This window comes from Pseudomonas siliginis, from assembly GCF_019145195.1.
In the GTDB taxonomy this organism is placed as follows: Bacteria; Pseudomonadota; Gammaproteobacteria; order Pseudomonadales; family Pseudomonadaceae; genus Aquipseudomonas; species Aquipseudomonas siliginis.
Genome location: NZ_JAHSTW010000004.1, coordinates 124530 through 144763, shown reverse-complemented (window position 1 = coordinate 144763; position 20234 = coordinate 124530). Strand labels below are relative to the sequence as shown.

The 20234-nt window shown below is 61.1% G+C and carries 20 protein-coding genes; 12 read left to right on the top strand and 8 right to left on the bottom strand.

The features are described 5' to 3' along the window. The first annotated feature begins 20 nt into the window (after positions 1-20). Together KVG87_RS10245 and KVG87_RS10240 are read left to right on the top strand one after the other, a co-directional pair. Entirely contained in the window at positions 21-431 is a 411-nt protein-coding gene (locus tag KVG87_RS10245) for an SH3 domain-containing protein (RefSeq protein WP_039761083.1), read from the top strand. Positions 432-438: 7 nt separating this feature from the next. Beyond that, a complete protein-coding gene (locus tag KVG87_RS10240) occupies positions 439-1116 on the top strand; it encodes a response regulator transcription factor (RefSeq protein ID WP_016771129.1) in 678 nt (225 codons plus the stop codon). A 502-nt stretch (positions 1117-1618) separates the two neighbouring features. Here KVG87_RS10240 and KVG87_RS10235 read toward each other — a convergent pair. Further along, positions 1619-2092, bottom strand: coding sequence for a hypothetical protein (locus tag KVG87_RS10235; protein ID WP_217850580.1), 474 nt, complete (start codon positions 2090-2092; stop codon positions 1619-1621). Between the two features lie 264 nt (positions 2093-2356). On the opposite strand from KVG87_RS10235, the gene KVG87_RS10230 reads away from it, so the two are divergent. Both KVG87_RS10230 and KVG87_RS10225 read left to right on the top strand, forming a co-directional pair. Further along, positions 2357-2809 (top strand): Spy/CpxP family protein refolding chaperone, encoded by a 453-nt coding sequence (locus KVG87_RS10230; RefSeq protein ID WP_217850578.1) that lies wholly within the window; start codon positions 2357-2359, stop codon positions 2807-2809. A gap of 176 nt (positions 2810-2985) precedes the next feature. Beyond that, positions 2986-4326 (top strand): sensor histidine kinase, encoded by a 1341-nt coding sequence (locus KVG87_RS10225; protein ID WP_130929585.1) that lies wholly within the window; start codon positions 2986-2988, stop codon positions 4324-4326. A gap of 112 nt (positions 4327-4438) precedes the next feature. Here KVG87_RS10225 and KVG87_RS10220 read toward each other — a convergent pair whose 3' ends face one another. After that, entirely contained in the window at positions 4439-5005 is a 567-nt protein-coding gene (locus KVG87_RS10220) for a nitroreductase family protein (RefSeq protein WP_217850576.1), read from the bottom strand. Positions 5006-5126: 121 nt separating this feature from the next. Between KVG87_RS10220 and KVG87_RS10215 the strand changes: the two genes are divergently transcribed. Beyond that, positions 5127-6581 (top strand): TrkH family potassium uptake protein, encoded by a 1455-nt coding sequence (locus KVG87_RS10215; RefSeq protein ID WP_024012066.1) that lies wholly within the window; start codon positions 5127-5129, stop codon positions 6579-6581. On the opposite strand, the gene KVG87_RS10210 is transcribed toward KVG87_RS10215, so the two are convergent. Further along, complete coding sequence (locus tag KVG87_RS10210; protein WP_217850574.1) at positions 6538-7599, bottom strand: AraC family transcriptional regulator; 1062 nt, start codon at positions 7597-7599, stop codon at positions 6538-6540. The two genes, KVG87_RS10215 and KVG87_RS10210, sit on opposite strands and share 44 nt — an antisense overlap. 165 nt (positions 7600-7764) lie before the next feature. Here KVG87_RS10210 and KVG87_RS10205 point away from each other — a divergent pair, with 165 nt between their 5' ends. Together KVG87_RS10205 and KVG87_RS10200 are read left to right on the top strand one after the other, a co-directional pair. Beyond that, complete coding sequence (locus KVG87_RS10205; protein WP_016771135.1) at positions 7765-8076, top strand: Mpo1-like protein; 312 nt, start codon at positions 7765-7767, stop codon at positions 8074-8076. A gap of 14 nt (positions 8077-8090) precedes the next feature. Next, complete coding sequence (locus tag KVG87_RS10200) at positions 8091-8681, top strand: HD domain-containing protein (RefSeq protein ID WP_041478978.1); 591 nt, start codon at positions 8091-8093, stop codon at positions 8679-8681. Between the two features lie 115 nt (positions 8682-8796). Here KVG87_RS10200 and KVG87_RS10195 read toward each other — a convergent pair whose 3' ends face one another. Continuing rightward, positions 8797-9612 carry a UDP-2,3-diacylglucosamine diphosphatase gene (locus KVG87_RS10195; protein WP_076566531.1) on the bottom strand — a complete coding sequence of 272 codons (816 nt, stop codon included), beginning with the start codon at positions 9610-9612 and terminating at the stop codon, positions 8797-8799. Between the two features lie 135 nt (positions 9613-9747). Between KVG87_RS10195 and KVG87_RS10190 the strand changes: the two genes are divergently transcribed. After that, positions 9748-10512 (top strand): AraC family transcriptional regulator, encoded by a 765-nt coding sequence (locus tag KVG87_RS10190; RefSeq protein ID WP_076566529.1) that lies wholly within the window; start codon positions 9748-9750, stop codon positions 10510-10512. 72 nt (positions 10513-10584) lie between these two features. Further along, entirely contained in the window at positions 10585-11478 is an 894-nt protein-coding gene (locus tag KVG87_RS10185; RefSeq protein ID WP_217850572.1) for a DMT family transporter, read from the top strand. Here the strand turns inward: KVG87_RS10185 and KVG87_RS10180 are convergent. Next, positions 11472-11759, bottom strand: a complete 288-nt coding sequence (locus KVG87_RS10180; RefSeq protein WP_076566525.1) for an Rdx family protein — start codon at positions 11757-11759, stop codon at positions 11472-11474. The two genes, KVG87_RS10185 and KVG87_RS10180, sit on opposite strands and share 7 nt — an antisense overlap. A gap of 71 nt (positions 11760-11830) precedes the next feature. Here KVG87_RS10180 and KVG87_RS10175 point away from each other — a divergent pair, with 71 nt between their 5' ends. Further along, positions 11831-14020 (top strand): patatin-like phospholipase family protein, encoded by a 2190-nt coding sequence (locus tag KVG87_RS10175; protein ID WP_217850571.1) that lies wholly within the window; start codon positions 11831-11833, stop codon positions 14018-14020. 103 nt (positions 14021-14123) lie between these two features. Here the strand turns inward: KVG87_RS10175 and KVG87_RS10170 are convergent, their stop codons facing one another. The 3 genes from KVG87_RS10170 to recQ form a co-directional block, all read right to left on the bottom strand. After that, entirely contained in the window at positions 14124-15932 is a 1809-nt protein-coding gene (locus KVG87_RS10170) for a motility hub landmark protein FimV (RefSeq protein ID WP_217850570.1), read from the bottom strand. Positions 15933-16059: 127 nt separating this feature from the next. Then, positions 16060-16494, bottom strand: coding sequence for a MarR family transcriptional regulator (locus tag KVG87_RS10165; protein ID WP_016771142.1), 435 nt, complete (start codon positions 16492-16494; stop codon positions 16060-16062). Between the two features lie 132 nt (positions 16495-16626). After that, on the bottom strand, positions 16627-18756 hold the full coding sequence (gene recQ, locus KVG87_RS10160) for a DNA helicase RecQ (RefSeq protein WP_024012058.1): 2130 nt from the start codon (positions 18754-18756) through the stop codon (positions 16627-16629). A gap of 405 nt (positions 18757-19161) precedes the next feature. On the opposite strand from recQ, the gene KVG87_RS10155 reads away from it, so the two are divergent. Together KVG87_RS10155 and KVG87_RS10150 are read left to right on the top strand one after the other, a co-directional pair. Beyond that, positions 19162-19749, top strand: coding sequence for a UPF0149 family protein (locus tag KVG87_RS10155; RefSeq protein WP_101158594.1), 588 nt, complete (start codon positions 19162-19164; stop codon positions 19747-19749). Positions 19750-19759: 10 nt separating this feature from the next. Further along, on the top strand, positions 19760-20155 hold the full coding sequence (locus tag KVG87_RS10150) for a YbaN family protein (RefSeq protein WP_056783699.1): 396 nt from the start codon (positions 19760-19762) through the stop codon (positions 20153-20155). Positions 20156-20234: the final 79 nt, after the last annotated feature.

Sequence of the window (20234 nt, the reverse complement as noted above, 5' to 3'; positions counted from 1 at the left end):
ATTTGGAAACAGGTGTCGCGATGCGCAAGGGTCCGTTGTGTCTGATGTTGCTCACGTTGTCGATCATGGCCCCCGCCCATGGTGAGGAAACCACCGAAGGCGGCAGCTCGACGCCATTGTCATTGAGCGCCGGCAGCCAGATCACCGAGCTGCAACAGCGGCTCAAGGCCAGTGAGCAGCAGCGCGAAGAACTGAACAAACAACTGCAAAATGCCGACAACACTCGCGAAAGCGCCCAGCTCGCCCGGCTGCGCCAGGAGAACCAGCGTCTGAAGCTGCAACTCAAGGAAGCCCAGGCCAGCCCGCTGCCGCGTTTGCTGACCGATCAACAGCAGTGGTTCGTCACTGGCGCCGGGGTAGCGCTATTGGCGCTGCTCTGCGGTATCTTTGCCAGTGGTGCAAGCCGAAAACGTCGGCAATGGCTAAATTGAGTGAGTCATGAGCGAGCTGTTATTGATTGATGATGACCAGGAGTTGTGCGAACTCCTGAGTAGCTGGTTGAGCCAGGAAGGCTTCCAGGTGCGCGCCTGCCACGACGGCCAGAGCGCCCGCAAGGCGTTGGCCGAAACCGCCCCGGCGGCGGTAGTGCTGGACGTGATGCTGCCCGACGGCAGCGGTCTGGAACTGCTCAAGCAATTGCGCAACGACCACGCCGACCTGCCGGTGCTGATGCTGTCAGCGCGTGGCGAACCGCTGGACCGCATCCTCGGCCTCGAACTGGGCGCCGACGATTATCTGGCCAAACCCTGCGACCCCCGCGAACTGACCGCGCGCCTGCGCGCCGTGTTGCGCCGCAGCCATCCCGCCGCTGTGTCAACGCAACTTGAGCTGGGTGATCTGAGTTTCAGCCCGGTGCGCGGCGTGGTCAGCATCGACGAAAAAGAACTGACCCTGACCGTCTCCGAAAGCCGCCTGCTCGAAGCCCTGCTCAAGCAGCCCGGCGAGCCGCTGGACAAACAGGAACTGGCGCAACTGGCCCTCGGCCGCAAGCTGACCCTGTACGACCGCAGCCTCGACATGCACGTCAGCAACCTGCGCAAAAAAATCGGCCCCCACCCCGACGGCCGCCCACGCATCGTTGCTCTGCGTAGCCGTGGTTACTACTACAGCCTCTGAACCAGCGCACTTATCCTGTGCGGGCCGGCTGGCGATGGTGTTTGTTTGGTCGGGTTTTTTGCGTGTATATCCGTTGCTGCGGTAACGGCTACTTAAGGTTCCGCTCTTACAGCGGGTCACCTTTTTCAAACGCCAAAAAGGTAACCCAAAAGGCTTGCTCCTACGTTCGGCCCTCGCAGGCTCGGGTTCCTTCGCTGCGGGATCGATCCGGGCGCAGCGGCTCCGGTTTGCTTCGCTGCACCTACTTCCGCTGTGTCTGGCTGCGCCAGACGGTCGCTACGCTCCCACGCCCGGATCAATCCCTCCACTCAGCCTTCCGATGTCGCCGGTTAGGCAAGATCAAGGGCACTCGAGCTAACGCTCATTGTTGAGTGGTTAGGAGCGGGTGGTTGGCTTTGGATCTGTGGTGTCTGATCGTTCCCACGCGCAGCAAAGGAATGCGGCCTGGGAAGTTTCGCGTACCACAGCCTGAAGATCGCTGCCTTCGGTGCCTCTTAACCGGTTAATCGGGCATCGAACGAATAATGTCGGCCAAATCGTCCTTGGTTATCTCGTTGGCCTTAATGGCAGCGGCAATGTCTTTTTTGGAAAGTGGAAAACGCTTGAAAATTTCTTGCAAAGTATTCGCATCAACATTTGCCAGCCAGAGCGGATCAATGAAAGAACCGCCGTACTCAGGCTTCATCGGTACTTCTTCGTGGGCAATCGTACCCTTATGGTTGAGATACACCACATAACGATCATGCCCTTCAGGAAAGCTTTTATCGTGATATAGCGTAGTACCCTGCGGCAGCACGTAGTAATTCTCGTCGCCGTTTGGACCCTCGATCAGCAACGGTTCTTTAGTTTTGATCATCTTCTTATCGTGCCCCTGCGAACCCTGATCAAAAATCAGGAATGCCAAAAAAATCGCATTGACCGATAAAGCTGCCATCAGCCATGGGCCGAGTTGCCTGGTAAACGTTTTATTAGTCATAGGGAAGCTCGGTATTCGCTTTGTTAAGGCACGCAGCCGTTGTTCTTTCGCTGAGCGACAATGTCGTCTAAATGAGGATCACAGCCTGGGCCCGTGCATTATCCAAAAGATCGCAGCCTTCAGCACCTCCTGCACTGGATATGTGTAAGGCCGGGCACGAAGCGTCTTTACCGAAGCTTTACGCTGCGCTGACCGCCGCTGACCTTGATCTGCGTAATCTGAACTCATCCGGAACGTACCGGGAACGAGACAAGGAGATACACCATGCGCAAGACTCTTATCGCTCTGATGTTCGCTGCCGCTCTGCCAACCGTGGCCATGGCCATGCCGCAAGATGGCGGTCCGCTCGGTGGTCCGCTGGATGGCCCGCGCCACGGTGGTCAGATGCACGGCGGCATGCACGGCAAAGGCCCGTACAGCCAGCTCGACCTGACCCGCGAACAGCGCGAGCAGATTCGCAAGATCATGGGCGAGCAGATGCAGGAGCGTAAGCAGGTGGTCGACAAGTACCTGGAAAAACTCTCGCCGGCCGACCAGAAAGCCATGAAGGACGAGATCGCGGCCAACCACAAGAAAGCCGAGTCCGATGTCCGCGCACTGCTTAAGCCCGAGCAACAGAAGCAGTTCGACGAGATCCAGAAGAAACGCGCCGAACGCCGCGCCGAATGGGCCGAGTTCAAGGCCTGGAAAGCGCAGCAGGCGCAAAAGGCGCAATAATGGCTTGACCCTGGGCCCGACGACTCACCTCGTCGGGCCTGTTCCATTCAAATCGAATGTGGGAGCGAGCCTGCTCGCGAAGGCGGTGTATCAGCCAGCGATGAATTGACTGACACTACGCCTTCGCGAGCAGGCTCGCTCCCACATTTGAACGGTGTGATTTTCGAGGAGTTTCTGTGCGTTCACTGTTCTGGCGGATTCTTGCGAGCTTCTGGCTGGCCATCGCTCTGGTAGCCGGGCTGTCGATTCTGCTCGGGCACATGCTCAATCAGGACGCGTGGATTCTCAGCCGCCATCCCGGCCTCAACACGCTGGCGGCAGAATGGACGCAGACTTACGAAACCCAAGGCGAAGAAGCCGCGCAGGACATTCTCGAACAACGCAAACGTCAGTATCACATCGACGTTCAAGTGCTCAACGAAACCGGCGATCCGGTGGTGCGTGGCACCTTCCCGCGCCGCGCCGCAGCATTCGAAGCGCGGCAGAACAACGATGACCGCCGCCTGCCATGGCGGCGTCTGACCGACGAGATCACCAGTGAAAAAACCGGTGATACCTACCTGTTCATCTACCGCATCCCGCACCCGGAACTCGACGCCTGGCACCGCGAAAGTCTGCTCTGGCCGCTGAGCGCGCTGGGCATCGCGCTGGTGGTGCTGACCCTGTTCAGTTTGCTCGTGACTTTCTCCATCACCCGCCCACTGAGTCGCTTGCGCGGCGCGGTGCATGATCTGGGGCAGACCACATATCAGCAGAACAGCTTGGCGAAACTGGCCAACCGCCGCGACGAATTCGGCGTGCTGGCCACCGATTTCAACCGCATGGGTGCGCGCTTGCAAAGCCTGATCGGCAGTCAGCGCCAGTTGCTGCGCGATGTCTCCCATGAACTGCGCTCACCACTGGCGCGCCTGCGCATCGCGTTGGCTTTGGCCGAGCGCGCCAACCCTGAAGAGCGCGAAAAACTGTGGCCACGCCTGACCCGCGAATGCGATCGGCTGGAGGCGTTGATCAGTGAAATTCTGGTGCTGGCGCGAGTCGATGCCGACAACGCCAGCGCTGAAGAAGTGGACCTGAATGCGTTGCTCGCCACGCTGCAAAAGGATGCGCAGCTCAGCTCCCCCGAGCAGACCGTACGCCTGCAAGCCGAGCCGCAGCTGAATCTCAAAGGCTGGCCGACGATGATCGAGCGCGCCGTGGACAATTTGCTGCGCAACGCCCAGCGCTTCAACCCGAGCGATCAGCCGATCGAATTGCAGGCTGCGCGGCAGGGAGAGCGGATTGTCATCAGCGTGCGCGACCACGGGCCGGGGGTGCAGACCGAACATCTGAGTCAGTTGGGCGAGCCGTTCTACCGGGCGCCGGGGCAGACCGCTGCCGGGCATGGCCTGGGGCTGGCGATTGCCAAACGCGCGGCGGAACGGCATGGCGGCACGCTAACGCTGGCCAATCATCCGCAGGGTGGCTTTGTGGCGAGTCTGGAATTGCCTTTGGTACCGGGAGTCGTGGTCCAGCCCTGAAGCAAAAAATGTGGGAGCGAGCCTGCTCGCGAAAGCGGTGTGTCAGTCAACCAATATGACCACTGACACTCCGTCTTCGCGAGCAGGCTCGCTCCCACAGTTTGAAATCGGGTCAGGCTTTACCGGGCCAAGCGCTGACGAACTCAGCCAGATCAACCTTCTCCGCCACCCGCGGCTCTTTCTGCGGCGTGCCGAGATAGAGGAACGCGATCACCTCCTCGCCTTCCACCAGTCCCAGACCTTCGGCCACATGCTTCGAGTACGCCAGATCCCCGGTGCGCCACACCGCGCCAATCCCCTGCGCATACGCCGCGAGCAAAATCCCGTGGGCCGCACAGCCGGCAGTGAGCAGTTGCTCGGCCTTCGGGTATTTCACGTGCTCCTGCAATTTCGCGATCACTACAACCACCAGCGGTGCCCGCAACGGGCCGTTGCGCGCCTTGTCGATCATCGCGTCGGTGACTTCGCCGCCCTGCTGGCGGGCCGCCTCGGCCAGCAACTCGCCCATTTGCTCACGCGCCGCGCCTTCGACGGTCAAAAAGCGGTACGGCTGCAAATGCCCGTGATCCGGGGCACGCAAGGCCGCGCCGAACAGGGCTTCGCGCTGCTCGGCAGTAGGGGCCGGTTCGACCAGGCGGGGAACGGAAACACGGTTGAGCAACGCGTCGAGAGCCTGCATCGGCCACCTCCTTTGAAAAATGTGCAGCTATTCTAGCTGCAACTGCGCAGCGCCTGCCGGTTTACATGCCTTGCCCCGCAGGTAGAATGGCGCCCTTCTCCCACCAGCCCGAGCGGATTTCATGGCGTTGCCGACCTTACGGATCATTGGTTTTATCATCGGCATCTTCCTGATCACGCTGGCTGTGGCCATGGTCGTGCCGATGGCCACGCTGGTGATTTTCGAGCGCACCAGCGACCTGCCGTCGTTCCTCTGGGCGAGCATGATCACCTTTGTCGCCGGCCTCGCTCTGGTGATCCCCGGCAGACCGGAACACATTCACCTGCGCCCGCGCGACATGTACCTGCTGACAGTCAGCAGTTGGCTGGTGGTGTGCATTTTCGCCGCGCTGCCGTTTCTGCTGACCCAGCACATCAGCTACACCGACTCGTTCTTCGAAAGCATGTCCGGCATCACGGCCACCGGCTCCACCGTGCTCAACGGCCTGGACAACATGTCGCCGGGGATTTTGATGTGGCGTTCGCTGCTGCACTGGATCGGCGGCATCGGCTTCATCGGCATGGCGGTGGCGATTCTGCCGCTGCTGCGCATCGGTGGCATGCGCCTGTTCCAGACCGAATCCTCGGACCGTTCGGAAAAGGTCATGCCGCGTTCGCACATGGTGGCGCGGTTGATTGTGGCGGCCTACGTCGGTATCACCATTCTCGGCAGCCTGGCGTTCTGGTGGGCGGGAATGAGCCCGTTCGATGCGATCAACCACGCGATGTCGGCGATTTCCACCGGTGGTTTCTCGACCTCCGACCAGTCGCTGGCCAAGTGGACGCAACCGGCAGTTCATTGGGTGGCGATTGTCATCATGATCCTCGGCAGCCTGCCGTTCACCCTCTACGTGGCGACGCTGCGCGGCAACCGCCGTGCGTTGATCAGGGATCAACAGGTGCAGGGTTTGCTGGCAATGTTGCTGGTGACCTGGCTGGTGCTCGGCACCTGGTATTGGTGGACCACCAAGCTGCATTGGCTGGAAGCATTGCGGCATGTGGCGCTGAACGTGACCTCGGTAGTCACTACCACCGGTTTCGCCCTCGGTGACTACAGCCTGTGGGGCAACTTCTCGCTGATGCTGTTTTTCTATCTGGGTTTTGTCGGCGGCTGCTCAGGATCGACGGCGGGCGGGATCAAGATTTTCCGTTTCCAGGTCGCCTATATCCTGCTCAAGGCCAACCTCAATCAGCTGATCCACCCGCGCGCGGTGATCAAGCAGAAGTACAACGGTCACCGCCTCGACGAAGAAATTGTCCGTTCGATCCTGACCTTCTCGTTCTTCTTCGCCATCACCATCTGCGTGATCGCCCTGCTGCTGTCGCTGCTCGGAGTCGACTGGATGACCGCACTGACCGGCGCCGCCAGCACCGTGTCCGGCGTCGGCCCGGGTCTGGGCGAAACCATCGGCCCGGCCGGCAACTTCGCGACCCTGCCGGATGCGGCGAAATGGATTCTGTCGTTCGGCATGCTGCTCGGCCGACTGGAGATCATTACGGTGTTTGTGCTGTGTATTCCGGCGTTCTGGCGTCATTGACCGCATCTGGCACCTGCGCCAGGCGCAAGCGGTACTCGCCGGGCGTGGTGTCGAACCAGCGGCGAAACGCGCGGAAGAAGTTGCTCGGGTCGGCAAAGCCCAGCAGGTAGGCGATTTCCAGCAAGGTCATGCTCGGTTGCGCCAGATATTGTTCGGCCAGTTCACGCCGAGTGTCGTCGAGCAACTGCTGAAAACTGGTGCCCTCCTCCTGCAAGCGCCGCTGCAAGGTGCGTTGCGACAGGTGCAGCGTCTGCGCCACGGTGTCGCGCTTGGGCTCGCCCTGGGGCAGCAAACGACACAGCACCTGGCGTGCCCGGTGCGTCACGCGACTTTCGGAGAACCGTGCCAGATATTCCCCGGCAAAGCGATCATGCAACAGCGCCATGGCTTCGTTGGCTGTCGGCAGCGGCGCCTCCATGTCGGCCCGTTCGAAGATCAACGCGTCGTATGGCGCGTTGAACACCAGCGGTGCGTGAAAGGCTTCTTTATAAGGTTGCAGATTTGTCGGCTGATCGCCCTGAACCAACACTTTGACCGGGTGCAGCGGACGCCCGGTCAGCCAGCCGCACAGCGCCAACGCGCAGGCCAGTGACGCTTCGGCGCTCTGCCGGGTCGGCGGCAAATGATCGCCGTGCACGGTGAGAATCAGCGCATAACCTTCGTCGAGCAGGCGAAAGCTCAGGTCAGCGCTTTCGGCAATGATGCGTTGATAGCGCACCAGACGCTGGAAGCCTTCAGCCAGGGTATTGCTCGACATCAGCGCATAGCCGGCGACGTGAAACGAGGCCGGGCGCACCACTTTGCCCATGTTCAGGCCGATCGCCGGGTTGCCGGACACCTCGACCGCGCGCTGCCAGAGCCGGGTCATGGAATCCTGCGGGAAGCGCGCATCCGGATCTTCCAGGGCACTGAAATCCAGCCCCAGTTGTCTGAACAGAACCCGGCAATCCAGGCCGTCCATCTCCAGTGCTTTGACAATCCCCATCGCCCAGCTTGCAGAAGTCGTTCGTTCGCTCATGGTTGTTATTCTTTTACATGACGGGCTGCAGATAACCGCCCTATTTGCGAAGGATACTAAAGTGGCGCCGATTGTCACTGGCCCACGCCAATGATCACTCTAGACTCAAATAAGCTCCCCGCCGAACAACTTGTCGCCAGAACAATCACCACAGAGAGCCCGGTCGTGGAAAACATCAAGCAGTTCAACAGCTTCGCCGAGTTCTATCCGTATTACCTCGCCGAACACAGCAACAGCACCTGCCGTCGTCTGCATTTCATCGGCACCTCTCTGGTCATCTTCATTCTCGCCCTGAGCATCGCCAAAGGCGCCTGGCTGCTGTTGCTCGCGCTACCTCTGGCCGGCTACAGCTTTGCCTGGATCGGCCATTTCTTTTTCGAGAAAAACCGCCCGGCGACGTTTCAGCATCCGCTGTACAGCCTGCTCGGCGATTTCGTCATGTACCGCGACATGATTCTCGGTCGCGTGGCGTTCTGAATGAGGGTCTGCCGATGAGTGCCCATGCTCGCTTCACCCACATGAAAGACGGCACCGAGGAAGACTGGGCGATCATCGCCGCGGACTTCAGTGCCTATGCCAGACAGCTACCGTCGCGGATCCTCGCGCATTTGAAGCTGCTTGAGGGCGACTTTGGCGGTTTCCCCGTGGATCGCCTGACCCACTCACTGCAAACCGCAACCCGCGCCTTTCGCGACGGGCGAGACGAGGAGTACGTGGTCTGCGCGCTGTTGCATGACATTGGCGACACCCTCGGTTCCTACAATCATCCGGACATCGCCGCGGCGATTCTCAAGCCGTTCGTGAGTGCGGAAAATCTGTGGATGGTGGAGAAGCACGGCATCTTTCAGGGCTATTACTTCTTTCATCACCTGGGCATGGACCGGCACTTGCGCGAGCAATTCAAGGATCATCCGCAGTTCCACGCCACTGCCGAGTTCTGCGCCAAATACGACGCGGCGGCGTTTGATCCGGCGTACGACACGCTGCCGCTGAGTTTCTTCGAGCCGATGATGGAAAGGCTATTTGCGCAACCGAAGAACTCGATCTACAAAGCCGCGATGCAAGAACACAGCCCCGCTTGATGTTGTTTGTTCTGCCCTCATCGCTGGCAAGCCAGCTCCCACAGGGTTCTGTGCCGTTAACAAAACCTGTGGGAGCTGGCTTGCCAGCGATGAGGACCTTTCAAACACCCGAGAACTAAGCGATCTCGGCAACCTTGGCAGCCCTGAGCTCCGCCTCCCGCGCCTGGGCATCCGCCAGCCGGTACAACTCGATCGTGCCGTCCCAATGCTCGATCAGCGCCGTGCACGACTCGACCCAATCGCCGCAATTAAGGTAGTCCACCTCCCCCACTTTGCGAATCTCGGCATGGTGAATATGCCCGCAAACCACGCCATGCAGTTCGCGCTTCACACACTCGTGGGCGATGGCTTCTTCAAAGTCGCTGATGAAACTGACGGCGGTCTTGACCTTGTGTTTCAGGTACGCCGACAGCGACCAGTAACCGTAGCCATAACGGGCACGCCAGTGATTGAGCCAGCGGTTGAGGGTCAGGGTGAATTCGTAGGCCGAGTCGCCGAGAAACGCCAGCCAGCGGTGATAGCGGGTGATCACATCGAACTGATCGCCGTGAATCACCAGCAAATGCCGGCCATCCGCGGTAACGTGCACCGCTTCGTCGACCAACTGGATATTGCCCAGAATCAGTTTCGAATAGCGCCGCAGGAATTCGTCGTGGTTGCCGGTGACGTAAATCACCTCGGTGCCGCGCTTGCTCATGGTCAGCAGGCGGCGGATGACGTTGGTGTGGGCTTGCGGCCAGTACATGCCGCTGCGCAGTTTCCAGCCGTCGATGATGTCGCCGACCAGATAGACCTTGTCGGCGTGGTAGCCCTTGAGAAATTGCGACAAGTGCTCGGCCTGGCAATCCCGGGTGCCCAGGTGCACATCGGAGATCCACAGGGTTCGCACCCGTTGTTTGCGGCTGGGTCGGGCGAGCTCGGCGCTGGTCATGGGCAACCCTCTGCGATGTTTTCGCCAGCTTGCGCGCGCCCGGTTAATCGACCGTGACAAGCGTGAGTCAGTCGTGTGACAGCGCATCCGGCGTACGGCGGTGTAGACTGATGGCCACTTCGGAGACAACCTGCCATGCGACCGATCCTCACCCTGCGCCAGTACACCCATGACCTGATTGTGCACAGCCACGAGCACGCGCAGTTGGTGTTCGGGCTGTCCGGTGCGCTGGATTTCGAGGTCGAGGGCTGTGGCAGCCAAGTGCGTCAGCAGAGTGTTGTGGTGGTTCCGTCCGGCGCTCATCATGCCTGCGACAGTCCCCAAGGCAGCAGCTGCCTGGTGCTCGACATCCCTGAAGGGCAATGGGTGCAGGAGTCGCTGGGCGCGCATGCCGAGGCCAGTCGCCGCTTGCTCGATCATCCGGGGCGGCTGTCGCTGGACTCGGGGCAGAGCCAATTGGTCAACTGGCTGGCGAACAGTCCGGTCAGCGATCCGTTGATAGCGCAGCAAGGCGCAGTGTTGCTGCTGGCCAGTCTCAATCACGCGCAACCTGCCGAACTCGGCGCGCGTCGCCTGCCCTACGCCGCGCTGGATGCGCACATCGAGCAATACGCCGGCTATCCGCTGCAAGTGGCCGACCTGGCGCGCGTGGCCGGGTTGTCCAGTGCGCGCCTGCACGCTCGGTTCATGGCCGAATGCGGACAGACGCCGATGGATTACATCCGCAGTCGACGCCTGCATCTCGCGGTGCAACTGCTGCGCGACACTGCATTACCGATTGGTGAAGTAGCCAGTCGCGTCGGTTACAGCTCGCAAAGTGCGTTCTCGGCCGCAGTCCTACGTGAGTTCGGCTCGTCGCCCGGACATCTCCGGCGCGATTCCTACGACAAAAGACGATAGCCTGCCGACAGACTTGTAGGCCGAGACGCGGTTCAATGGCCCCATGAAGTTGAACCTGAAAAAAGGAATGCAATGACTCCGCGTACCGCCCTCGGCGCTCTGCATATCGGCGCTTTGATGTTTGGCCTGACCGGTGTGTTCGGCAAACTCGCTGCCGCATCCCCTGCTGTGATCGTATTTGGACGTGCAGCTTTCGCCGTGCTCGCCCTGGCATTTTTCGCCCGTTTCGCCAGCCAGCATGGTTGGCAGAAACTTCAGGCCGTGGACTGGCGGCGCCTCGCCCTCAGCGGCGTGTTGCTGGCCGGGCACTGGGTGAGTTTCTTCATATCCGTGAAGATCGCCGGGGTGGCCATCGCCACCTTGGGCTTTGCCAGTTTCCCGGCGTTCACGGTGATTCTCGAAGGACTGATTTTCCGCGAACGCATCCGTGCCAATGAAATCGTCCTGGTGGTATTGGTCAGCATCGGTCTGGTGCTCGTCACGCCCGCATTCGATCTGGGCAGCGGCGCGACCGTCGGCTTGCTTTGGGCAGTGTTGTCCGGCCTGCTGTTTTCCCTGCTGTCGCTGACCAACCGCGCCAGCTCCGGGCGCATCCCGGCGGTGCAGGCGGCGTTGTGCCAGAACGTCGTCGTGGCATTGTGTCTGTTGCCGGTCGCGGCGCCGCAGTTGAGTCAGGTTCAAGCGTTGGACTGGTTGTGGATCGCCCTGCTCGGGGTGTTCTGCACGGGCGTGGCGCACAGCCTGTTCGTCGCCAGTCTGGCGGTGATCAAGGCACGCACGGCGGCAGTGGTGTTCGCCATGGAGCCGGTCTACGGCATCACCCTCGCCTGGCTGCTGTTCAGTGAAACCCCGACCCTGCGGATGCTCATCGGTGGCGCGTTGATCATCGTCGCGATTGTGGTGTCGGCGCGGATGTCAGGCGGCAGCGACAAGACAACCGTCGCCGCCGAGGCCGCCTCTCACTGAGTGCGGTCGTTGTGGCCGAGGTCGCGGTCAGGATCGATCTGATCGCGCACACGCTGCTTCAATACCTTGGCCTCAGGGAAACCACCGTCGGTCTTGCGCTCCCAGATCTGCACACCCGCACAAGTGATGTGAAACACCCCGCCGGTGCCCGGCACCAACGACACTTTGCCCAGGTCGTCAGCAAAGGTGCTGAGCAGTTCCTGGGCCAGCCACGCCGCGCGCAGCAGCCACTGGCATTGGGTGCAATAAGTAATGACAACTTCGGCTTTGGCGACGGTCATGATCGCTGAAACTCCTGAGACAGAGGGCGCCGCTATAATAGCCGGCTTTACCGCTTGCCCCGAGACTCACAATGCGCCGTTTGCTGCTCTGCCTGCTGCTTGGTTTCCTTCCCCTGCTGGTTCACGCCAGTGAAGCGCCACGACCGAAAGTCGGCCTGGTGCTGTCCGGCGGCGCTGCGCGCGGGCTGGCGCACATCGGCGTGCTCAAGGCGCTGGAAGAACAAGGCATCAGGATCGACGCGATTGCCGGCACCAGCATGGGCGCGGTAGTCGGCGGCCTGTACGCCTCGGGCTACAAGATCGACGAACTGGAAAAACTCGCCCTGAGCATCGACTGGCAAGCGGCGCTTTCCGACGCGCCGCCGCGTGAGGACGTGCCATTTCGCCGCAAACAGGACGACCGCGATTTTCTGGTGAAGCAGAAACTCAGCTTCCGCGACGACGGCAGCCTCGGCCTGCCATTGGGGGTGATTCAGGGCCAGAACCTCGCACTGCTGCTGGAAAGCCTGTTGGCCCACACCAGCGACACCCGCGACTTCGACAAACTGCCGATCCCGTTTCGCGCCGTGACCACCGACATCGCCAATGGCGAAAAAGTGGTGTTTCGCAAAGGCCACCTGCCGCAAGTGATCCGCGCGAGCATGTCGATCCCGGCGGTGTTCGCCCCGGTCGAGCTCGATGGCCGGTTGTTGGTGGACGGCGGCATGACTGACAACATCCCGCTGGATGTCGCGCGGGAAATGGGTGTCGACATCGCCATCGTCGTCGATATCGGCACACCTCTGCGCAATCGCAAGCAACTGACCACGGTGGTCGATGTGCTCAATCAGTCGATCACCCTGATGACCCGGCGCAACTCCGAAGAACAACTGGCGACTCTGCATGCCAATGACGTGTTGATCCAGCCTGCGCTGGCCGCGTTCGGCGTGACCGATTTCGGCAAGGCTCAAGAGATGATCGACGCCGGTTATCGCGCCACGCGGATCCTCGATGCGCGGCTGGCGCAGCTGAAGCCGACTCAAACCCAGGACGCGGAATTGAACGCCGCCCGCCAGCCTGGGCAACGCACGCCGATCATTACCGGGATCCGCATCGAAAATGACTCGAAAGTCGACGATGACGTGATTCGCTATTACATCCGCCAACCGATCGGCGCGCCGCTCGACCTGGGCCGCCTGCATTCGGACATGGGCACGCTGTACGGCCTCGATTACTTCGATCAAGTGCGTTACCGCGTGGTGCACAAAGGCCAGGATCACACCTTGGTCATCAGTGCCAGCGGCAAGCGCAGCGGCACCGATTATTTGCGGGTCGGCCTCAATCTGTCGGACGACATGCGCGGCGACAGTGCTTTCAACCTTGGTGCGAGCTATCGCGTCAACGGCATCAACCGCCTCGGTGCGGAATGGCTGACCCGCGCGCAGATCGGCGACAAGCAGGAGCTGTACAGCGAGTTCTATCAGCCGCTGGACGTCGGCTCGCGTTACTTCGTCGCACCCTACGGGTCGTTCGAGGCGCAGAACGTTGACTCGGTGCTGGATAACGATCCGATCGCCCAGTATCGCGTCGAGCGTTACGGCTTCGGCCTCAACCTCGGGCGGCAGATCGGCAATAATGGTGAAGTGCGACTCGGCGTCGGCCAGGCCTGGGGCAAGGCTGACGTGCGCATCGGTGATCAGGATCTGCCGAGCGAGAGTTTCAACGAAGGCTTCTATACCGTGAAGTATTCCTACGACTCGCTGGACAACGTCTACTTTCCGCACGAGGGCAAGGACGTCAGCCTGACCTTCACCCAGTTCGAACCGGGGCTGAGCTCGGACACGCGCTATCGCCAGTGGGAACTGAATTTCGACAAGGCCATGAGCCACGGGCCGGATACGCTGATTCTCGGCGGACGGTACGGCCGCACGCTGGACGATGCCAATGTGGTCACCTCAAGCTTCCTGCTCGGCGGCGCGCGGCAGTTGTCAGGATTCCGTGAGGATGCGCTGTCCGGGCAGAATGTCAGCCTGATGCGCGCTGTGTACTACCGCCGCCTGACGCCGCGCTCGTACCTGCCGCTGGACTTCCCGCTGTACGCCGGCGCCTCGCTGGAGCGCGGTCGGGCGTGGAACAACGACAATGAATTCGACAGCGGCTACATCAATGCCGCGAGTGTGTTTATCGGCTTCGACACGCCACTGGGGCCGTTGAACTTCACGTATGGGTTGAATGATGCGGATGAGCAGGCGGTTTACCTGAATCTGGGGCAGACGTTCTGACGCCTTCGCGAGCAGGCTCGCTCCCACAGGGAAAGCACATTCCATTGTGGGAGCGAGCCTGCTCGCGAAAGCGGTCTCGGATGAACACGAAATACGTCGGCGCTCAGCGAATCCCCGCCAACAACGTCCTTGCTGTCTGCTTCAACGGCTCATCCCCTTCCCTGAGCAATTCATTGAGCAAGGCGATCGCACTGTCGATGTCGCCGTCGTCGATGCAGGTCTGTGCCTGTTCGAGCTTGCCGGCGGCCTCGGTGTCGGTCTCGGTGGACTCGGGCAATTGCAGATCCAGAGGTTGCAGCGCCAGTGACGACTCGGGATCGCCGAACTCATTGAGGAAGTCATCGTCGAGCGGCTGGGCGTCGGGTTCGGGGATCCATTCAAGTTCAGCTTCTTCGGCAGATGCAGCCTGTGGCAGTTCGAAATCGACGGGGAGCACTGACAGGCTGGTGCCCAGTGCCGGATCATCGATCGGCGGTGCGGCGGAATCGGTGCGACTGTCGTTCAGATCCCAATTTGCATCCATCGACAGCTCACCCAGATTCAATTCGAAATCATCCTCGAGAGCGCTGGGCGACGATGCGAGCGGCGCGGCTGCGGTCGCTGCCAAGGCCACGGGCAGTTCGGGCGGTTTTGGCGTTGCCGCAAATACCGCCGGTGCGGCGCCTGCCAGTTTGGGATGGCGAGCGCGGGTTTCAATCAGTTCGCGCTCATCGACGCCAAGCGCACGCAGGCGGTTCTCCTGCTGTTCGTAAGCGGCGCTGTCACCCTGGCGCCCAAGAACCTCCAGCAACTGCAAACCGAGATCGGTGCGTTCAGGTTCCTTGTGCAAGGCATCTCGCAGCAGCCCGGCCGCTTCGCTGAGGCGGCCGTAGGCCAGATAGATGCCCACAGCCTCCAGCACGTCGCCGGCACCGGGTTCGTCGCGATGATCGGCGGCCGTTTGCGCACCGACAGATTGTTCAAGCTCGGGCTCATCAACGTCGTCTTCGGCGCTAACAGGCAATAGCGGCATCGGCGTGCCATCTGCTGTCAAACGTTGCTGACGACGGCGTATGAGCAACGCTGCCAGCACGCCCAGCAGCAATATCAGTCCGCCAAGCAGAGGCCAGTTCACGCCATCGTCTGCCGCCTCGACCGGGGCTGAAACAGCGGCCGGAGCCGGCGCGACAACGGGTGGCGGCGGCGCTTTCTGCACTTCGGCCAAGCGGGTTTGCAAATCTTCAATCTGCTTCTTGCCGTCGGCTATTTGCACTTGCTGCTCTTGCAGCCTGAGGTTCTGCTCGTCGAGGGTCTTTTGCAGTTGCTGGGTGAGCAGCACGCTGGCGGCCAGTTGCTCGGCCTGCGCATCGTTGGCAGGCTGCGCCGGCGTTGGCGGCACAGGCGCCGCAGGGCGTTTGCCTTGGGCCGCTTGGGGCGGCGCGGTAACCGGTTCGACGGTTGGAAATTCGGAGGATTGCGGGCGCGGATCCGACTCGTCGGTGGCGGGCACGATGCCCGGCGAACCCGGCGGGTCGATCAACACCGTGTACTCGCGCAGCAGACGGCCGTTGGGCTGATCGAGCTGCACGAGGAAATTCAGGAAAGGTTCGTTGACCGGTTTGCCGGACGTCACCCGGATCATCTGGCGGCTGCCGCGCAGGATCGGAGTGAACTTGAGGTCATTGAGAAAGAACACCCGCTCGACGCCCGCCCGGCCGAACTCATCCGCCGAAGCCAGGCTGGCCGAGAGATCGTTTTGCGTCAACGTGCCGACATCGACCAGCGCGATGTCGGCCTTGAACGGCTGATTGAGGGCCGAGTGAACAGTGATTTCGCCCAACCCCAACGCCATCGACCAGGTCGAATAGCTGAATACGCCAGCGAGCAGCAGCCATTTGGCGCCCCCGCGCAGCACGTGCCGACTTGCGAGCATGAGCATCCCTTAAATAAGCAAAACCGGTTTCTATGCGTTCGCACATCCGGTACGAACACGATATTGCCCAGTAGTTCTTATAGTCGGCTCAGCGCGATCTCTCAAAAAATCGCTGCCGGGATGTGCCTCAAGATTTTTCCAGGTTGGCCAGAATGTGCCCGTGCACGCGCATGCACACCTTCAGATCTGCCTCATCGACGCCCTCGAATAATTCGTGGCGCAGCTGCGTGGCAATGGTCTCGATCTGTTCGATCAGGGGCAGCGCAGGTGCGCAGAGCACGATTTTTTTCGCCCGACGGTCTTCCATTACGGACTGGCGTTGCACCAGTCCCTGGTTCTCAAGACTATCGAGCAAGCGCGCCAGGGTCGGGCCTTCGACGCCGACACTCTGCGCCAGTTCGCGTTGGGTCGGCGCCTCTTCAAAACGCGCCAGATGCAGCAGTACCAGCCAGCGCGCCTGCGACAGGCCCAGCCCGGCGAGGCGACGATCCAGTTCGGCACGCCAGCCACGGGACATCTGGGCCAGTTGCATACCAAAGCGATGTTGATCGGTTAACGGCATAAAACACTCACGGTTAGACTGAAAATACGGAAAATCTAATTATTAGTCAGCTAAGCATGGGCGGCAGTTATAGGCAAGAGTCGCTCTGTACTGAATCGTTACAACTGCACGGGGCTTGGCGCATACGTCGTTTCACATCTCGAATTCAGACTGCAACGCCGCCCGCACGCAGTACAGCACGCCTTCCGGCACACGCCCGGCGAACAGCTCGGCGACTTCGGCGACGGACGGCAACTCACCCTCGCCATCGAGAAACGCGTCCTGCACTTCGCCCATCAATTCCTCAGGCAAATCCAGCGCTTGCTCCAGCGACAACTGCTGCTTGCCGATGGCTTCGGCGAGCATGGCGTAGACGTTCTTCTCCGAGCACTGCAACTGCCCGGCGATCTGCAGCGGGGTCATGCCGGCGCGGGCCAGGGTGATCAGCTCGTGACGGACATCGGCGACCACCTTCGGCGCCTCCGCCTCGCCGCCGAGCACTTCCAGGAAGGCTTCGCCATAACGTTCCAGCTTGCGTGCGCCGACGCCGCTGACCCGGGCCATTTCCGCCAGCGAGGTCGGCTGGCTGCGGAGCATTTCCAACAACGTCGAGTCGGGGAAGATGACGTACGGCGGCACGCCGTGTTCTTCGGCGAGCTTGCGGCGCAATGCACGCAAGGCTTCCCACTGTTCGCGTTCCTCGCCGCGCACCAGCTGGCTGGCCTGGCTCTTGCTGCCGGTTTTGGCGGTGACTTGCGGTTTCAGGTCGCGGCGCAGTTCCAGCTTCACTTCGCCTTTGAGCAGCGGCCGGCAACTGTCATTAAGACGCAGACCGCCATAACCCTCGTGATCGACATCGGCCAACCCACGTGCCACCAACTGGCGAAACAGCGAGCGCCACTCGCTCTCGCTCAACGCCTTGCCCACACCAAACACCGACAAATGCTGGTGGCCAAAGCTGCGAACCTTTTCGTTGTCCTTGCCCAGCAACACGTCGACCAGATGACCGACGCCATAGCGCTGGCCGGTGCGGAAAATCGCCGACAAGGCCTGACGAGCAGGTTCGGTGGCGTCCCAGGTCTGCACGCCGTCGACACAGTTGTCGCAGTGCCCGCACGGTTCTGGCATGTCTTCATCGAAATAGGCCAGCAACGCCTGGCGGCGGCAGCGGGTTTCTTCGCACAGCGAGAGCATGGCGTCGAGCTTGTGCTGCTCCAGACGCTTGTGCCGCTCGTCGCCTTCGGAGTTCTGCAGCATCTGCTTGAGCATCACCACGTCTTGCAGACCGTAGGCCATCCACGCATCCGCCGGCAGCCCGTCACGGCCGCCGCGCCCGGTTTCCTGGTAATACGCCTCGAGAGATTTCGGCAGATCGAGGTGCGCGACAAAGCGTACGTTGGGCTTGTCGATGCCCATGCCGAACGCCACGGTGGCGACCATGATCAGGCCTTCCTCGTTGAGGAAGCGCTTCTGGTGATAAGCGCGCAGATCGTTGGGCAGACCGGCGTGATACGGCAGCGCCGGGAAGCCCTGCTCGCTGAGAAACGCCGCAACTTCTTCGACCTTCTTGCGCGACAGGCAGTAAACGATGCCGGCATCGCTGCGCCGCTCGGCGAGGAACGCCAGCAACTGTTTGCGCGGCTGCTCCTTCGGGACGATGCGATAGAAGATGTTCGGGCGGTCGAAACTCGACAGAAAGCGCTCGGCGTTCTGCAGGTGCAGGCGATCGACAATTTCTTCGCGGGTACGCTTGTCGGCGGTCGCGGTGAGGGCGATGCGCGGAACGTTGGGGAACAGCTCTGCCAATTGGCCAAGTTGCAGGTATTCGCGGCGGAAATCGTGGCCCCATTGCGACACGCAATGCGCTTCGTCGATGGCGAACAGGGCGATTTCCAGGCTTTGCAGGAATGCCAGCATGCGCGGCTGAACCAAGCGCTCGGGCGCCAGATAGAGCATTTTCACTTCGCCGCGTTTGATCCGCAGAGCGAGATCGCGCTGCTGCTCGGCACTCAGCGTGGAGTTCAGCGCAGCGGCGGCCACGCCCAGTTCTTCAAGGGTGGCGACCTGATCGTCCATCAGCGCGATCAACGGCGAAACGACCACCGCCAGGCCCTCGCGCAACAGTGCCGGCACCTGGAAGCACAACGACTTGCCGCCACCGGTAGGCATCAGCACCAGCGCATCACCGCCGCTGGCCACGCGCTCAATGATCGCACCCTGACGGCCACGGAAACTGTCGTAGCCGAAGATGTCCTTGAGGACGCGTTGAGCCTGTTCGAGCATAAAAACTCCAAAAATCTACCGATACATCCCTGCTCAGGCTGGTTCAGAGCAGCCTCGGCTGCTTAAACAAAACGTAAGAACACATTGCATGACCAGCGCAGCGCCGGCAGGGATCGCAAAACGCGGCAGTATACCCGAGGCCTTCGCCGCACAGGGTGCCGCTGAGAAGACACTGATAAACCTGCCACACACAAAACCCTGTGGGAGCGAGCCTGCTCGCGAAAGCGACCTGTCAGTCGATAGAAAAGTGCCTGATATACCGCCTTCGCGAGCAGGCTCGCTCCCACAGCGTTATTGAACTTTCCAGTAAGCCCGGTAATTCGGGCAAATCTGCCAAGCGGCTGGCTAGAGCGCGCAAGAAAGCCTAGAATTCCCGCATTGTTTATTCCCCAAGGTAGCCCCGTAATGTCCTTCGCTGAGCAACTGACCCGCCTGCAAGTCTTCCTCGATGCCGACGAGCTGCACGACGAGGCGCTGGATTACGTCGCCGCCCACGGCTACCTGACCGCGCTGTCTATCTGCTCCGAAGACGTTCCGGAGCGCGAGTGGATCGACGCGCTGTTCGCCGAAGAACCGCATTACGCCGACGAAGCCCAGCGTGCCGAAATCGAAGCCACACTGATCGGCCTCAAAGCGCACATCGCTCGCCAACTGGCCTCGGATGAAGAATTCGAATTGCCGTGCGAACTGGATCTGGGCGAAGAGCCGGACGATTCCGAACTGCGCGGCTGGTGCATCGGTTTCATGGAGGGCGTGTTCCTGCGCGAAGCGGCCTGGTTCGAAACCGCCGAAGAAGAAGTCAGCGAAATGCTCCTGCCGATCATGGTCGGTTCCGGCCTGTTCGACGAGCAGCCTGAGTTCGAAGACATCGCCAAGGACGCCAACCTGATGGACGACATGATCGTTCAGATTCCGGAAGCCCTGACCGCGCTGTACCTGCTGTGCCAGGCCCCCGACGAAAAACCGGCGATCCTCAAGCCTCGTCATCACTAAGACCCGGCCTATGGACAACCCCATAGGCAACCGCCCCCTGATGTTGCGCTACGTCCTGCTGGCCATCGGCTGGCTCAGCGTCGCATTGGGGGTGATCGGTATCTTCCTGCCGGTCCTGCCCACCACCCCCTTCCTTCTGCTCGCCGCGGCCTGCTTCGCGCGCAGCTCTCCGCGCTTCTATCGCTGGCTGGTCGAACATCCACGGCTGGGGCCATGGATTCGCGACTACCTCGAAGGCAACGGCATCCCGCTCAAAGGCAAGGTCTACGCGATCGGCCTGATGTGGGTGAGCATTCTGTTCTCGTGTTATCTGGTGCCGCTGGTTTGGGCGCGTGGATTCATGCTGACCAGTGCGGTGCTGGTGACGGTTTACATAGTGCGGCAGAAGACCTTGAAAAAACGCTGATTGCCCCACCTTCGGCGGCACAACCGTTCATCCGATATCCGTCCGCACCTGTCAGAGTTGACAGGTGCGCGCTTTAACG

Coding starts and splice junctions, on each gene's coding strand:
- KVG87_RS10245 (WP_039761083.1), top strand. CDS start 21: ATGCGCAAGGGTCCGTTGTGTCTGATGTTGCTCACGTTGTCGATCATG.
- KVG87_RS10240 (WP_016771129.1), top strand. CDS start 439: ATGAGCGAGCTGTTATTGATTGATGATGACCAGGAGTTGTGCGAACTC.
- KVG87_RS10235 (WP_217850580.1), bottom strand. CDS start 2,092: ATGACTAATAAAACGTTTACCAGGCAACTCGGCCCATGGCTGATGGCA.
- KVG87_RS10230 (WP_217850578.1), top strand. CDS start 2,357: ATGCGCAAGACTCTTATCGCTCTGATGTTCGCTGCCGCTCTGCCAACC.
- KVG87_RS10220 (WP_217850576.1), bottom strand. CDS start 5,005: ATGCAGGCTCTCGACGCGTTGCTCAACCGTGTTTCCGTTCCCCGCCTG.
- KVG87_RS10215 (WP_024012066.1), top strand. CDS start 5,127: ATGGCGTTGCCGACCTTACGGATCATTGGTTTTATCATCGGCATCTTC.
- KVG87_RS10210 (WP_217850574.1), bottom strand. CDS start 7,599: ATGAGCGAACGAACGACTTCTGCAAGCTGGGCGATGGGGATTGTCAAA.
- KVG87_RS10200 (WP_041478978.1), top strand. CDS start 8,091: ATGAGTGCCCATGCTCGCTTCACCCACATGAAAGACGGCACCGAGGAA.
- KVG87_RS10195 (WP_076566531.1), bottom strand. CDS start 9,612: ATGACCAGCGCCGAGCTCGCCCGACCCAGCCGCAAACAACGGGTGCGA.
- KVG87_RS10190 (WP_076566529.1), top strand. CDS start 9,748: ATGCGACCGATCCTCACCCTGCGCCAGTACACCCATGACCTGATTGTG.
- KVG87_RS10185 (WP_217850572.1), top strand. CDS start 10,585: ATGACTCCGCGTACCGCCCTCGGCGCTCTGCATATCGGCGCTTTGATG.
- KVG87_RS10180 (WP_076566525.1), bottom strand. CDS start 11,759: ATGACCGTCGCCAAAGCCGAAGTTGTCATTACTTATTGCACCCAATGC.
- KVG87_RS10175 (WP_217850571.1), top strand. CDS start 11,831: ATGCGCCGTTTGCTGCTCTGCCTGCTGCTTGGTTTCCTTCCCCTGCTG.
- KVG87_RS10170 (WP_217850570.1), bottom strand. CDS start 15,932: ATGCTCGCAAGTCGGCACGTGCTGCGCGGGGGCGCCAAATGGCTGCTG.
- KVG87_RS10165 (WP_016771142.1), bottom strand. CDS start 16,494: ATGCCGTTAACCGATCAACATCGCTTTGGTATGCAACTGGCCCAGATG.
- recQ (WP_024012058.1), bottom strand. CDS start 18,756: ATGCTCGAACAGGCTCAACGCGTCCTCAAGGACATCTTCGGCTACGAC.
- KVG87_RS10155 (WP_101158594.1), top strand. CDS start 19,162: ATGTCCTTCGCTGAGCAACTGACCCGCCTGCAAGTCTTCCTCGATGCC.
- KVG87_RS10150 (WP_056783699.1), top strand. CDS start 19,760: ATGGACAACCCCATAGGCAACCGCCCCCTGATGTTGCGCTACGTCCTG.